This window comes from Pseudomonas sihuiensis, assembly GCF_900106015.1.
GTDB classification, from domain to species: Bacteria; Pseudomonadota; Gammaproteobacteria; order Pseudomonadales; family Pseudomonadaceae; genus Aquipseudomonas; species Aquipseudomonas sihuiensis.
Genome location: NZ_LT629797.1, coordinates 4,079,402 through 4,092,623, shown reverse-complemented (window position 1 = coordinate 4,092,623; position 13,222 = coordinate 4,079,402). Strand labels below are relative to the sequence as shown.

Annotated in this window: 13 protein-coding genes; all 13 read left to right on the top strand. The window is 60.0% G+C overall.

Annotated elements, in window-relative coordinates; genetic code table 11:
- Positions 1-173 precede the first annotated feature (173 nt).
- The 13 genes from mnmE (at position 174) to atpD (ending at position 13,147) form a co-directional block, all read left to right on the top strand.
- Positions 174-1,541, top strand: coding sequence for a tRNA uridine-5-carboxymethylaminomethyl(34) synthesis GTPase MnmE (gene mnmE / locus BLT86_RS19230; protein WP_017676272.1), 1,368 nt, complete (start codon positions 174-176; stop codon positions 1,539-1,541).
- 746 nt (positions 1,542-2,287) lie between these two features.
- Positions 2,288-4,180: a tRNA uridine-5-carboxymethylaminomethyl(34) synthesis enzyme MnmG gene (mnmG, locus tag BLT86_RS19225; protein ID WP_055986055.1), complete on the top strand. Its 1,893-nt coding sequence runs from the start codon at positions 2,288-2,290 to the stop codon at positions 4,178-4,180.
- Positions 4,177-4,824 (top strand): 16S rRNA (guanine(527)-N(7))-methyltransferase RsmG, encoded by a 648-nt coding sequence (gene rsmG / locus BLT86_RS19220; protein WP_164676884.1) that lies wholly within the window; start codon positions 4,177-4,179, stop codon positions 4,822-4,824. Before mnmG ends, rsmG begins: the two co-directional genes overlap by 4 nt.
- 11 nt (positions 4,825-4,835) lie before the next feature.
- Positions 4,836-5,624 (top strand): ParA family protein, encoded by a 789-nt coding sequence (locus BLT86_RS19215; protein WP_017676269.1) that lies wholly within the window; start codon positions 4,836-4,838, stop codon positions 5,622-5,624.
- 11 nt (positions 5,625-5,635) lie between these two features.
- The gene (locus BLT86_RS19210) at positions 5,636-6,505 is read left to right on the top strand and encodes a ParB/RepB/Spo0J family partition protein (protein ID WP_017676268.1); all 870 of its coding nucleotides are present in this window, start codon (positions 5,636-5,638) and stop codon (positions 6,503-6,505) included.
- A gap of 130 nt (positions 6,506-6,635) precedes the next feature.
- Positions 6,636-7,025 carry a F0F1 ATP synthase subunit I gene (locus tag BLT86_RS19205; protein WP_045733559.1) on the top strand — a complete coding sequence of 130 codons (390 nt, stop codon included), beginning with the start codon at positions 6,636-6,638 and terminating at the stop codon, positions 7,023-7,025.
- Between the two features lie 24 nt (positions 7,026-7,049).
- Positions 7,050-7,868 (top strand): F0F1 ATP synthase subunit A, encoded by an 819-nt coding sequence (gene atpB, locus BLT86_RS19200; protein WP_021487440.1) that lies wholly within the window; start codon positions 7,050-7,052, stop codon positions 7,866-7,868.
- A gap of 66 nt (positions 7,869-7,934) precedes the next feature.
- Positions 7,935-8,162: a F0F1 ATP synthase subunit C gene (atpE, locus tag BLT86_RS19195; RefSeq protein WP_003241387.1), complete on the top strand. Its 228-nt coding sequence runs from the start codon at positions 7,935-7,937 to the stop codon at positions 8,160-8,162.
- An 86-nt stretch (positions 8,163-8,248) separates the two neighbouring features.
- Positions 8,249-8,719 carry a F0F1 ATP synthase subunit B gene (locus tag BLT86_RS19190; RefSeq protein WP_072425161.1) on the top strand — a complete coding sequence of 157 codons (471 nt, stop codon included), beginning with the start codon at positions 8,249-8,251 and terminating at the stop codon, positions 8,717-8,719.
- Positions 8,720-8,731: 12 nt separating this feature from the next.
- Complete coding sequence (locus tag BLT86_RS19185) at positions 8,732-9,268, top strand: F0F1 ATP synthase subunit delta (protein WP_074677173.1); 537 nt, start codon at positions 8,732-8,734, stop codon at positions 9,266-9,268.
- A gap of 15 nt (positions 9,269-9,283) precedes the next feature.
- Positions 9,284-10,828, top strand: a complete 1,545-nt coding sequence (gene atpA, locus BLT86_RS19180; RefSeq protein WP_021487437.1) for a F0F1 ATP synthase subunit alpha — start codon at positions 9,284-9,286, stop codon at positions 10,826-10,828.
- Positions 10,829-10,876: 48 nt separating this feature from the next.
- Entirely contained in the window at positions 10,877-11,740 is an 864-nt protein-coding gene (atpG, locus tag BLT86_RS19175; RefSeq protein ID WP_072425164.1) for a F0F1 ATP synthase subunit gamma, read from the top strand.
- Positions 11,741-11,770: 30 nt separating this feature from the next.
- Positions 11,771-13,147 (top strand): F0F1 ATP synthase subunit beta, encoded by a 1,377-nt coding sequence (gene atpD, locus BLT86_RS19170; protein WP_064493638.1) that lies wholly within the window; start codon positions 11,771-11,773, stop codon positions 13,145-13,147.
- The last annotated feature ends 75 nt before the right edge of the window (positions 13,148-13,222 follow it).

The window sequence follows — 13,222 nt, the reverse complement described above, 5'->3', positions numbered from 1 at the left end:
CCAAGGCTTCCAAGCATCAAGCAAACGCCCCATGATTGGGGCGTTTTGCTATCCAAACATTTGTCGGAGGAGCGAGCTCTGCTCGCGAATCTCTGTATCCACAAGCTTCGCGAACAGAGAATCAGGCTTCCCCCTCGCCCCCATATTCAGCCGTACGCATCGAGTAAACCGCCATGAACCATGCCCGAGATACCATCGCCGCCGTCGCCACCGCCCAAGGTCGGGGTGGTGTGGGTATCGTGCGGGTATCCGGTCCTCTTGCAGGTCAATTGGCTCAGGCCATCTGCAGACGCGAGTTGAAGCCGCGCTTCGCTCATCACGGGCCGTTCTATGGCGAGAGCGAGCTGACGCTGGACGAAGGTCTGGCCATCTACTTTCCAGGCCCCAACTCCTTCACTGGTGAAGACGTACTGGAACTTCAGGGCCACGGTGGCCCGGTGGTGCTCGATCTGCTGCTGCGCCGCTGCATGGCGTTGGGGGCGCGCCTGGCGCGTCCTGGTGAGTTCAGCGAACGTGCCTTCCTCAATGACAAGCTCGACCTGGCTCAAGCCGAGGCCATCGCCGATCTGATCGAAGCCAGCTCCGAACAGGCCGCACGCAATGCCCTGCGTTCGCTGCAGGGCGAGTTCTCCAAACGCGTGCATGCACTGACCGAATCCTTGATCCAGCTGCGCATCTATGTCGAAGCCGCCATCGACTTCCCCGAGGAGGAGATCGACTTTCTCGCCGACGGCCATGTGCTAAGCCAGCTCGACAGCGTGCGTGCAAACTTATCCACAGTGCTGCGCGAAGCCGGCCAGGGCGCCCTGCTACGTGACGGCATGACCGTGGTCATCGCCGGCCGGCCCAATGCCGGCAAATCCAGCCTGCTCAACGCCCTGGCCGGCCGTGAAGCGGCCATCGTCACCGATATCGCCGGCACCACCCGCGATGTGCTGCGCGAACATATCCACATCGACGGCATGCCCCTGCACGTGGTCGACACCGCCGGCCTGCGTGATACCGACGATCAGGTCGAACGCATAGGCGTGGAGCGTGCACTCAAGGCCATCAGCGAAGCGGATCGCGTGTTGCTGGTAGTGGACTCCACCGCGCCGGAAGCCGCTGATCCCTTCGCCCTGTGGCCAGAGTTTCTGGAGCAGCGCCCGGACCCGGCACACGTCACCCTGATCCGTAACAAGGCCGATCTCTCCGGCGAGGCAGTAACACTTGAAACCAGCGCCGATGGCCACGTCACGCTGAGCCTGTCAGCCAAATCAGCCGATGGCCTGGAACTGCTGCGCGAGCACCTGAAAGCCTGCATGGGCTATCAGCAGACCGCCGAGAGCGGCTTCAGCGCGCGGCGGCGCCACCTCGAAGCGTTGCTGCAGGCGCAGCAGCACCTCGAGCACGGCCGCAATCAGCTCACCCTGATGGGCGCGGGTGAACTGCTGGCCGAGGATCTGCGTATGGCGCAACAAGCCCTGGGCGAGATCACCGGTGCCTTCAGCAGCGACGATCTGCTGGGACGCATCTTCTCCAGCTTCTGTATTGGCAAGTGAAACCAAATACTCAGGCGCTCTACATTCACCGTCCTCTTATCCACAGCTAGCCTGTAGGAGCGGATTTATCCGCGAAAAGAGCATAGGTCGCGCCGTCAATCCGCCTCTTCCTGCCTCCCCGGATTTCATCCGGGCTACGAACTGCAGGCCAGACACAGGCTGCGTCTCAGGCTGACACCGATGGCAATCGTTGGCTCATCCAGCCCACCTTCCATAAGCTTGCGAGCCATCAAGGGCTTACATGGCACCGTGCCAATGCCCGATTTTCAGACGAAATCCGGGTGTTCTGAAGAGTTATTCATAGTGAAATAAACCCTGTGGAAAACCGCCCTTAAGCCCTGCCCATAACCCTATGACAAAGCTGGGCGTAACTGCCCCTGTGGGTAACTAGCACTTTCATCCACAGTGGTTCAGCAGCTTGCCCAGCGGAACCGAGCAGGAATGACACAGGCTTATCATTCGCTGTACACCAGTAGCAGCAAGGCTTGTAAAGCTTTATCCACAGAAAGGCTCCCTCTATACATAAACATAAAGAACAAGCTTTATAAAAATTCTCTCTTTTTTATTCTTTATAAGCCTGAGCGTACTTTTCACCCGGAAGGGGTCATCAGGTAAAGGCTCGAGGAGAGAGGAACACAACCAAGCAGCTGGCTATTTTTTGTGCAGAAGGCTTCATTCAGCAGGCTTAAGTCCCTATACTTGCCGCCTTTCTTTCAGACCCCTTCTCAACAGGCACGAGGTGCGTGGTGGATTTCCCTTCCCGTTTTGACGTGATCGTGATCGGCGGCGGTCATGCCGGTACCGAAGCAGCCCTGGCTGCAGCACGCATGGGCGTGAAGACCCTGCTGCTCACCCACAATGTCGAGACCCTCGGCCAGATGAGCTGCAACCCGGCTATCGGCGGGATCGGCAAGAGCCATCTGGTCAAGGAAATCGATGCCCTGGGCGGCGCCATGGCCATCGCTACCGACAGGGGCGGTATCCAATTCCGTATTCTCAACAGCCGCAAAGGCCCAGCCGTACGTGCGACCCGCGCACAGGCCGACCGCGTGCTGTACAAAGCCGCGGTACGCGAGATCCTGGAAAACCAGGCCAATCTGTGGATTTTTCAACAGGCAGCTGATGACCTGATTGTGGAAAACGCTCAGGTCAAAGGCGTGGTCACCCAGATGGGCCTCAGGTTCCATGCAGATTCTGTGGTTTTGACCACAGGCACTTTCCTCGGCGGACTTATCCACATTGGTCTGCAGAACTACTCCGGCGGCCGTGCCGGTGATCCGCCCTCCATCGCTCTGGCTCACCGTTTGCGCGAGCTACCGCTGCGCGTTGGCCGTCTGAAGACCGGTACGCCGCCACGCATCGATGGCCGTTCGGTAGATTTCTCGGTGATGACCGAGCAACCGGGCGATACCCCCACGCCGCTGATGTCATTCCTCGGCAAGCGCGAACATCAGCCCAAGCAGATCAGTTGCTGGATAACCCATACCAACGCGCGTACCCACGAGATCATCGCCGCCAACCTCGACCGCTCGCCGATGTACTCCGGTGTGATCGAAGGTGTTGGTCCGCGTTATTGCCCGTCGATCGAAGACAAGATTCACCGCTTCGCCGACAAGGACAGCCACCAGGTGTTCATCGAGCCGGAAGGCCTGACCACCCATGAGCTGTATCCCAATGGCATCTCTACCTCGCTGCCGTTCGACGTGCAGCTGGAGATCGTGCGTAGCATTCGCGGCATGGAGAACGCGCATATCGTGCGTCCCGGTTATGCCATCGAGTACGACTACTTCGACCCGCGCGATCTCAAGTACAGCCTGGAAACCAAGGTCATCGCCGGCCTGTTCTTCGCTGGCCAGATCAATGGCACCACCGGCTACGAAGAAGCCGGTGCTCAAGGCCTGCTGGCGGGCTGCAACGCTGCCCTGCGCGCGCAGGGCAAGGAGGCATGGTGCCCGCGTCGTGACGAAGCCTACATCGGCGTGCTAGTCGACGACCTGATCACCCTGGGCACCCAGGAGCCATACCGCATGTTCACCTCGCGTGCCGAATACCGGCTGATCCTGCGCGAGGACAATGCCGACCTGCGCTTGACCGAAAAAGGCCGCGAGCTGGGCCTGATCGACGACGAGCGCTGGGCCGCTTTCGAGGCCAAGCGTGAAGGTATCGCGCAGGAAGAGCAGCGCCTGAAGAGCACCTGGGTGCGCCCGGGCACGCCGCAGGGTGATGCCATTGCCGCGCGCTTCGGTACGCCGCTGGCCCACGAATACAACCTGCTCAACCTGCTGGCTCGCCCGGAAATCGACTACGCCACCCTGGTCGAACTGACCGACGCGCCGGCTGTGGATAACCAGGTGGCCGAGCAGGTCGAGATCAAGACCAAGTACGCCGGCTACATCGACCGCCAGCAGGACGAGATCGCCAAGCTGCGGGCCAGCGAAGACACCAAGCTGCCGGATGATCTGGACTATGCCTCGATCTCCGGGCTGTCCAAGGAGATCCAGTTCAAGCTGGGCAATACCCGCCCGGCCACGCTTGGCCAGGCTTCACGGATCCCCGGGGTCACCCCGGCGGCGATTTCCCTGCTGCTGATTCACCTGAAAAAACGTAGCGCCGGGCAGAAGCTGGAGCAGAGCGCCTGATGTCGGTCACTCAGCGTCACGCCGAAGAACTGCTGCAGGGTGCCCGCGAGCTGGGCATCGAGCTCAGCGCCCTGCAGCAGGAACAACTGCTCGCCTACCTGGGCCTGCTGATCAAGTGGAACAAGGCCTACAACCTCACCGCGGTGCGTGATCCCGACGAGATGGTCTCGCGCCATCTGCTCGACAGCCTGTCGGTGGTGCCGTTCGTGGCCGAGCTTGGGGATAACTGGCTGGACGTCGGTAGTGGCGGCGGCATGCCTGGCGTGCCGCTGGCGATCATGTTCCCCGAGCGGCGTTTCACTCTGCTCGACTCCAACGGCAAGAAAACCCGTTTTCTGGTGCAGGTGAAACTGGAGCTGAAACTCGCCAACCTCGAGGTTGTCCACAACCGGGTCGAGGCGTATCGCCCCGAGCAGCCTTTCGATGGCATCAGCTCGCGGGCGTTCAGCAGCCTGGAGGACTTCAGCAACTGGACGCGCCACCTCGGCAGCGTCGATACCCAGTGGCTGGCGATGAAAGGCGTGCACCCGGATGACGAATTGCAGGCCCTGCCGACGGACTTCCGTCTCAGCGCCACGCATGTGTTGCGGGTTCCCGGTTGCCAAGGCCAACGCCATCTGTTGATACTGCGTCGCTCGGTCTAAGGGGAAAGAAGATGGCCAAGGTATTCGCGATCGCCAATCAGAAAGGCGGCGTGGGCAAAACCACGACGTGCATCAACCTGGCCGCTTCACTGGTGGCGACCAAGCGCCGCGTGCTGTTGATCGACCTCGACCCGCAGGGCAACGCGACCATGGGCAGCGGTGTCGACAAACACGGTCTTGAGCACTCGATCTACGACGTGCTGATCGGCGAGTGCGACCTGAGCCAGGCCATGCAATTCTCCGAGCATGGCGGCTACCAGTTACTGCCGGCCAACCGTGACCTGACCGCCGCGGAAGTCGCCCTGCTGGAAATGAAGATGAAGGAAAGCCGCCTGCGTTATGCCCTGGCGCCGATCCGCGAGAACTACGACTACATCCTCATCGACTGCCCGCCTTCGTTGAACATGCTGACCATCAACGCCCTGGTCGCCGCCGATGGCGTGATCATCCCCATGCAGTGCGAGTACTACGCGCTCGAGGGGCTGTCCGATCTGGTCAACAGCATCCAGCGCATCGCTCAACTGCTCAATCCCAAGCTGCAGATCGAAGGTCTGCTGCGCACCATGTACGACCCGCGCATCAGCCTGACCAACGACGTCACGGCTCAGCTCAAGCAGCACTTCGGCGACAAGCTGTATGACGCAGTGATCCCGCGCAACGTGCGCCTGGCCGAAGCACCGAGCTTCGGCATGCCGGCGCTGGTCTACGACAAACAATCCCGTGGGGCCATCGCCTACCTGGCCTTGGCCGGCGAGCTGGTGCGCCGTCAGCGCGCCGCCGCGAAAACCGCTACCGCTTAAGGAACATCCGCATGGCTGCGAAGAAACGAGGTCTGGGTCGAGGTCTGGACGCACTGCTCGGCGGCAACACCGTCAATGCACTGCAGGAAGAGGCCGCCCAGGTCGACACCCGTGAACTGCAATACGTGCCCCTGGAGCTGATCCAGCGTGGCAAGTACCAGCCGCGTCGTGACATGGACCAGACCGCTCTGGAAGAGCTCGCCGCCTCCATTCGTGCCCAGGGTGTGATGCAGCCCATCGTCCTGCGCCCCATCGGCGGTGGTCGTTTCGAGATCGTCGCCGGTGAACGCCGTTGGCGGGCCAGCCAGCTGGCCGGTCAGGACAAGATTCCGGCCATGGTCCGTGAGCTGCCGGATGAAGCGGCGATCGCCATGGCGCTGATCGAGAACATCCAGCGCGAGGACCTCAACCCGATCGAGGAAGCCGTCGCCCTGCAGCGCCTGCAGCAGGAATTCGAGCTGACTCAGCAACAGGTCGCCGATGCCGTGGGTAAATCCCGTGTCACCATCACCAACCTGCTACGCCTGATCGCCTTGCCGGAGGAGATCAAGACCCTGCTTTCCCACGGCGATCTGGAGATGGGACATGCCCGTGCCCTGCTCGGTTTGCCCCTCGAACAGCAGGTCGAAGCCGCGCGACATGTTGTCGCACGTGGCCTGACCGTTCGTCAGACCGAGGCTCTGGTGCGCCAGTGGCTGAGCGCCAAACCTGCCCCGGCCAAAGCCAAGGCCGACCCGGACATCAGCCGCCTGGAGCAGAAGCTCGCAGAGCGCCTGGGCTCGCCCGTACAGATCAAGCACGGCAGCAAGGGCAAAGGGCAGTTGGTGATTCGCTACAACTCCCTCGACGAATTGCAGGGTGTACTGGCGCACATTCGTTGAAACAATTCAGTCTGTAGTCCTACTTCTCTCCTACTACAGCAAGGTTGATCGGGCGCAGGCTGAACCCTATACTCGCCGCGCAATTTTGTCGGCTACAGGCCGGGTTTCGGCGCCTTGCAGGGAGAGGTCGATGGGCATCCCCAGTAAGGTCCCGTTTCATCGTCAGCCAGGTTTTCCGATCCTGATTCTTCAGGCCATCGTGACAGCTGTGATTGCAGTGATTTTTGCCGTCAGTGGCGGATGGGTCGCGGCCTATTCGGCATTGCTGGGAGGGCTGATCGCCCTGCTGGCCAACGCGTATTTCGCATTCAAGGCCTTTCGTTACTTTGGCGCGCGTTCGGCCCGAGCCATCGTCCAGTCGATCTGGGCCGGGGCCATGGGTAAATGGATTATCACGGCAGTGCTGTTTGCACTGGCGTTCGTAGGGGTTGAACCACTTGCACCGATGCAGCTGTTCATCGGTTATCTGCTTGGCCTTCTGGCTGCAGCCTGTGCCCCCCTACTCATGAAAGTTTTCTGAAGCATTGGACCGTTTGAGGCGTTTATGGCTGATACCCCAGCAGAATATATCCAGCATCACCTGCAGAACCTGGTCTACGGCTCTCACCCGGATAAGGGCTGGATCATTGCCCAGACCCCGGAAGAGGTGAAAGCGATGGGCTTCTGGGCTGTCCATGTGGACACCCTGGGCTGGTCCCTGTTCATGGGCCTGATCTTCATCACCCTGTTCCGCATTGCCGCCAAGCGCGCCGTTACCGGCGTACCGACCGGCCTGCAGAACATGGCCGAGATGTGCATCGAGTTCGTCCAGGGCATCGTCAAGGACACCTTCCACGGCAAGAACCCGCTGGTTGCGCCGCTGGCCCTGACCATCTTCGTCTGGGTGTTCCTGATGAACAGCCTGAAGTGGATCCCGGTCGACTACATTCCTGGCCTGGCCCATGCCATGGGCCTGCCGTACTTCAAGATCGTCCCCACCGCCGACCCTAACGGTACCTTCGGTATCTCCCTGGGCGTGTTCCTGCTGATCATCTTCTACAGCATCAAGGTCAAGGGTATCGGTGGCTTTACCAAGGAACTGTCGTTCACCCCGTTCAATCACTGGGCGCTGATTCCTTTCAACCTGTTCCTGGAAATCATCGGCCTGCTGACCAAGCCGTTGAGCCTGGCCCTGCGTCTGTTCGGCAACATGTATGCCGGTGAAGTGGTGTTTATCCTGATCGCGCTGCTGCCCTTCTACGTTCAGTGGGGTCTCAACGTGCCATGGGCTATCTTCCACATCCTGGTCATTCCGCTGCAGGCGTTCATTTTCATGGTGCTGACCGTGGTTTATCTGAGTGCTGCGCACGAAGATCACCACTGATCAACATCGAAAAACCCGAAAACCCCTAACTCGTAACCTTAACCTCTAAAAACTCTGGAGCTAACTATGGAACTCGTCTACATCGCCGCTGCCATCATGATCGGTCTGGGTGCCCTGGGTACCGGTATCGGCTTCGCCCTGCTGGGCGGCAAGCTGCTGGAATCCACCGCTCGCCAGCCTGAGCTGGGCCCGCAGCTGCAAACCAAGACCTTCCTGATGGCCGGTCTGCTCGACGCCGTTCCGATGATCGGTGTTGGTATCGCGATGTACCTGATCTTCGTTGTCGCGGGTTAAGAGTTCCTGAGTTCGAGGCAGCATGATGAGTGCTGCCTCTTCAGGCTTTTCTTCCCTGAACACGAGATAGCACGAGGTAAATCGCTGTGAACATTAACCTGACCCTGTTCGGTCAAACGATTGCCTTCGCTATTTTCGTCTGGTTCTGCATGAAGTTCGTATGGCCGCCGCTGACGCTGGCCATGCAGGAACGCCAGAAGAAAATCGCAGAAGGTCTGGATGCTGCCGGGCGCGCTGAGCGCGATCTGCAGTTGGCCCAGGAACGCGCTGCCCAGATGCTTCGTGAAACCAAAGAGCAAGCTGCCGAGATTCTCGATCGGGCGAACAAGACCGCCAACGCAATCGTCGAAGAAGCCAAGGCCCAGGCCCGCTCCGAAGGTGAAAAGCTGATCGCTGGCGCCAAAGCCGAAATCGATCTGGAAGTGAACCGTGCCAAGGATCAACTGCGTTCGCAGGTAGCAGCTCTGGCTGTCACCGGCGCCGAGCAGATCCTGCAGTCCTCCGTGGACGGCGCTGCGCACAACGATCTGGTCGCAAAACTGGCCTCTCAACTCTAAGCGAGGCTCGCGATGATCAATACCAACACGCTCGCTCGGCCCTACGCGAAAGCTGCGTTTGAGTTTGCCAGTGCTGCACAGCAGGCCGATGCCTGGCTGAACATGCTGTCGCTGTCCGCGGCCGCGGTTCAAGCGCCGGCCATGGCTCAGCAGTTGGTCAACCCGGCGTTGACCGATGAGCAGAAAGTCAATGTGCTGGCGCAGCTCTGTGCCGGTCACATCGATGCTTCGTTCAGCAACTTCCTGCGCTCGCTGGGCAGCAACGACCGACTGTCGCTGTTGCCGGTAGTACGCGAACAATTCGCTGTGCTGAAGGCTGAAGCCGAACGCGCCCTCGATGTCGAGGTCGAGTCGGCTTTCGAGCTCAGTGCTGAGCAATTGCAAACTCTGGCTGCCGCCCTTTCCAAGCGGCTCGATCGCACCGTCCAGCCCACGCCCGTGGTCAATCCCGCCCTGATCGGCGGTGTTGTCATTCGTGCAGGTGACCTGGTCATCGACGGTTCGGTCCGCGGCAAGCTGAACAAGCTGGCCGAAGCGTTGAAATCCTGATTTGAGGGAACTGGCATGCAGCAATTGAATCCTTCCGAAATTAGCGAAATCATCAAGCAGCGCATTGAGTCGCTTGATGTATCCGCTCAAGCCCGTAATGAAGGCACCATCGTCAGCGTTTCCGACGGTATCGTGCGCATCTACGGCCTCGCCGACGTCATGTACGGTGAGATGATCGAATTCCCTGGTGGCGTGTATGGCATGGCCCTGAACCTGGAGCAAGACTCCGTAGGTGCCGTAGTACTGGGTGGTTACCTGACCCTCGCCGAAGGCATGAGCGCCAAGTGCACCGGTCGCATCCTGGAAGTTCCGGTTGGTCCGGAGCTGCTGGGTCGCGTCGTTGACGCACTGGGCAACCCGATCGATGGCAAAGGCCCGATCAACGCCGCCGCTACTGACGCCGTTGAAAAGGTTGCGCCGGGCGTGATCTGGCGCAAGTCGGTCGACCAGCCGGTGCAGACCGGTTACAAGTCGGTCGATGCCATGATCCCGGTAGGCCGTGGTCAGCGTGAGCTGATCATCGGTGACCGTCAGATCGGTAAGACTGCTCTGGCCGTCGACGCCATCATCAACCAGAAAGACAGCGGCATCCGTTGCGTCTACGTCGCCATTGGTCAGAAGCAATCGACCATTGCCAACGTGGTACGCAAGCTGGAAGAAGCTGGCGCCCTGGCCAATACCATCGTGGTTGCAGCTTCGGCTTCCGAATCCGCTGCCCTGCAGTTCCTCGCGCCGTACTCCGGTTGCACCATGGGTGAATACTTCCGCGACCGCGGTGAAGATGCCTTGATTGTGTACGACGACCTGTCCAAGCAGGCCGTTGCCTACCGTCAGATCTCCCTGCTGCTGCGCCGTCCGCCAGGCCGTGAAGCCTACCCGGGCGACGTGTTCTATCTCCACAGCCGTCTGCTGGAGCGCGCTTCCCGCGTTTCCGAAGAGTACGTCGAGAAGTTCACCAATGGCGCCGTGAAGGGCAAGACCGGTTCCCTGACCGCTCTGCCGATCATCGAAACCCAGGCCGGTGACGTTTCCGCGTTCGTTCCGACCAACGTGATCTCGATCACCGACGGTCAGATCTTCCTGGAATCGGCCATGTTCAACTCGGGTATCCGTCCGGCCGTCAACGCCGGTATCTCGGTATCCCGCGTGGGTGGTGCTGCACAGACCAAGATCATCAAGAAGCTTTCCGGTGGTATCCGTACCGCTCTGGCTCAGTACCGTGAACTGGCAGCATTCGCCCAGTTCGCTTCTGACCTGGACGAAGCCACCCGCAAGCAGCTCGAGCATGGTCAGCGCGTAACCGAGCTGATGAAGCAGAAGCAGTATGCGCCGATGTCCATTGCCGAAATGTCGGTGTCCCTGTACGCAGCCGAGCGTGGCTTCCTGCAGGACGTCGAAGTCGCCAAGATCATCAGCTTCGAGCAGGCCCTGATCGCCTTCTTCAAGCGTGATCACGCCGACCTGATGGCGAAGATCAACGAGAAGGGTGACTTCAACGACGAAATCGACGCTGGCCTGAAAGCCGGTATCGAGAAGTTCAAGGCCACCCAAACCTGGTAACCGCAGCGGGGGCTTCGGCCCCCGCCTGCTTGAACCAAAAGGTGTGAAATGGCAGGCGCAAAAGAGATTCGCAGCAAGATTGCGAGCATCAAAAGCACGCAAAAGATCACCAGCGCCATGGAAAAAGTGGCGGTCAGCAAAATGCGCAAGGCTCAACAGCGCATGGCTGCCGGTCGCCCCTACGCCGAGCGTATTCGTCAGGTGATTGGTCACCTGGCCAAGGCGAACCCGGAATACCGCCACTCGTTCATGGTGGAGCGTGATGTAAAGCGCGTCGGTTATATCGTGGTGACCTCGGACCGTGGTCTGTGTGGTGGCTTGAACATCAACCTGTTCAAGGCGCTGCTCAGAAGCCTGAAGGAATGGCGCGACCAGAAGGTCGAGGCTGATTTCTGCGTGGTGGGCAGCAAGGGCGCGAGCTTCTTCCGCAGCAACGGGGGCAACGTGGTTGCCGCCATCAGCAAGCTGGGTGAAGAGCCGTCCATCAACGACCTGATCGGTAGCGTCAAGGTCGTGCTGGATGCCTACGCCGAGGGCCGTATCGACCGTCTGTATCTGGTGTCGAACAAGTTCGTCAACACCATGACGCAGAAGCCGGAAGTGCAGCAGTTGTTGCCGTTGGCCGCGAGCGATGCGCAAGGCGTACAGAAAGGTCTGTGGGACTACGTGTACGAGCCGGACGCCCAGCAATTGCTGGATGCGCTGCTGGTACGCTACGTCGAGTCGCAGGTCTATCAGTCCGTGGTCGAGAACAGCGCGTGCGAACAGGCTGCGCGGATGATCGCGATGAAGAACGCAACCGACAACGCCGGTGAGCTCATCAAAGACCTGCAGCTGGTTTACAACAAGGCACGTCAGGCAGCGATCACCCAGGAAATTTCGGAAATCGTCGGCGGCGCTGCCGCGGTTTAAGAACGGTTCAAATATTCAGAGGAACCAAAGATGAGTAGCGGACGTATCGTTCAAATCATCGGCGCCGTCATCGACGTGGAATTCCCGCGTGACAAGGTGCCGAGTGTTTATGAAGCGCTGAAAGTAGTTGGCGCCGAAACCACCCTGGAAGTTCAGCAGCAGCTGGGCGACGGTGTGGTACGTACCATTGCGATGGGTTCGACCGAAGGCCTCAAGCGTGGCCTGGACGTCAACAGCTCTGGCAAGGCCATCTCCGTACCGGTCGGTAAAGCGACCCTGGGCCGGATCATGGACGTGCTGGGCAACCCGATCGACGAAGCCGGCCCCATCGGTGAAGAAGAGCAGTGGGAAATCCACCGCCCTGCGCCGAGCTATGCCGAACAGGCTGGCTCCAACGAGCTGCTGGAAACTGGCATCAAGGTTATCGACCTGGTCTGCCCGTTCGCCAAGGGTGGTAAAGTCGGTCTGTTCGGTGGTGCCGGTGTCGGCAAGACCGTGAACATGATGGAACTGATCCGTAACATCGCCATCGAGCACAGCGGTTATTCCGTGTTCGCCGGTGTGGGTGAGCGTACTCGTGAGGGTAACGACTTCTACCACGAGATGAAGGACTCCAACGTTCTCGACAAGGTAGCCCTGGTCTACGGTCAGATGAACGAGCCACCAGGCAACCGTCTGCGCGTAGCACTGACCGGCCTTACCATGGCCGAGAAGTTCCGTGACGAAGGTCGTGACGTTCTGTTGTTCGTCGACAACATCTACCGTTACACCCTCGCCGGTACCGAAGTATCCGCACTGCTCGGCCGTATGCCGTCGGCAGTAGGTTACCAGCCGACCCTGGCCGAGGAGATGGGCGTTCTGCAGGAGCGTATTACCTCCACCAAGAAAGGCTCGATCACCTCGATCCAGGCTGTATACGTACCTGCGGACGACCTGACCGACCCGAGCCCGGCGACCACCTTCGCCCACTTGGACGCCACCGTCGTACTGAGCCGTGACATCGCTTCCCTGGGTATCTACCCGGCCGTTGACCCGCTGGACTCCACCAGCCGTCAGCTGGACCCGAACGTGATCGGCCAGGAGCACTACGAGACCGCTCGTGGCGTTCAGTATGTTCTGCAGCGCTACAAGGAGCTGAAGGACATCATCGCGATCCTGGGTATGGACGAACTGTCCGAAGACGACAAACAGCTGGTATCGCGCGCTCGTAAGATCCAGCGCTTCCTGTCCCAGCCGTTCTTCGTGGCTGAAGTCTTCACCGGTGCCCCGGGCAAGTACGTTTCCCTGAAGGACACCATTGCCGGCTTCAGCGGCATTCTCAAAGGCGACTACGACCACCTGCCGGAACAAGCGTTCTACATGGTAGGCGGCATCGACGAAGCCATCGAGAAAGCCAAGAAACTGTAAGTAACGGGTGCGCCCTCTAGGGGGCGTCCGGGCCGGAGCGGGCAGTAGCCCAATCCGGCCTCTCAACCGAGGCAT

Bases quoted from the DNA above. Each gene is read 5' to 3' on its own strand.
- mnmE (WP_017676272.1), top strand. From the start codon at position 174: ATGAACCATGCCCGAGATACCATCGCCGCCGTCGCCACCGCCCAAGGT.
- BLT86_RS19215 (WP_017676269.1), top strand. From the start codon at position 4,836: ATGGCCAAGGTATTCGCGATCGCCAATCAGAAAGGCGGCGTGGGCAAA.
- BLT86_RS19210 (WP_017676268.1), top strand. From the start codon at position 5,636: ATGGCTGCGAAGAAACGAGGTCTGGGTCGAGGTCTGGACGCACTGCTC.
- BLT86_RS19205 (WP_045733559.1), top strand. From the start codon at position 6,636: ATGGGCATCCCCAGTAAGGTCCCGTTTCATCGTCAGCCAGGTTTTCCG.
- atpB (WP_021487440.1), top strand. From the start codon at position 7,050: ATGGCTGATACCCCAGCAGAATATATCCAGCATCACCTGCAGAACCTG.
- atpE (WP_003241387.1), top strand. From the start codon at position 7,935: ATGGAACTCGTCTACATCGCCGCTGCCATCATGATCGGTCTGGGTGCC.
- BLT86_RS19185 (WP_074677173.1), top strand. From the start codon at position 8,732: ATGATCAATACCAACACGCTCGCTCGGCCCTACGCGAAAGCTGCGTTT.
- atpA (WP_021487437.1), top strand. From the start codon at position 9,284: ATGCAGCAATTGAATCCTTCCGAAATTAGCGAAATCATCAAGCAGCGC.
- atpG (WP_072425164.1), top strand. From the start codon at position 10,877: ATGGCAGGCGCAAAAGAGATTCGCAGCAAGATTGCGAGCATCAAAAGC.
- atpD (WP_064493638.1), top strand. From the start codon at position 11,771: ATGAGTAGCGGACGTATCGTTCAAATCATCGGCGCCGTCATCGACGTG.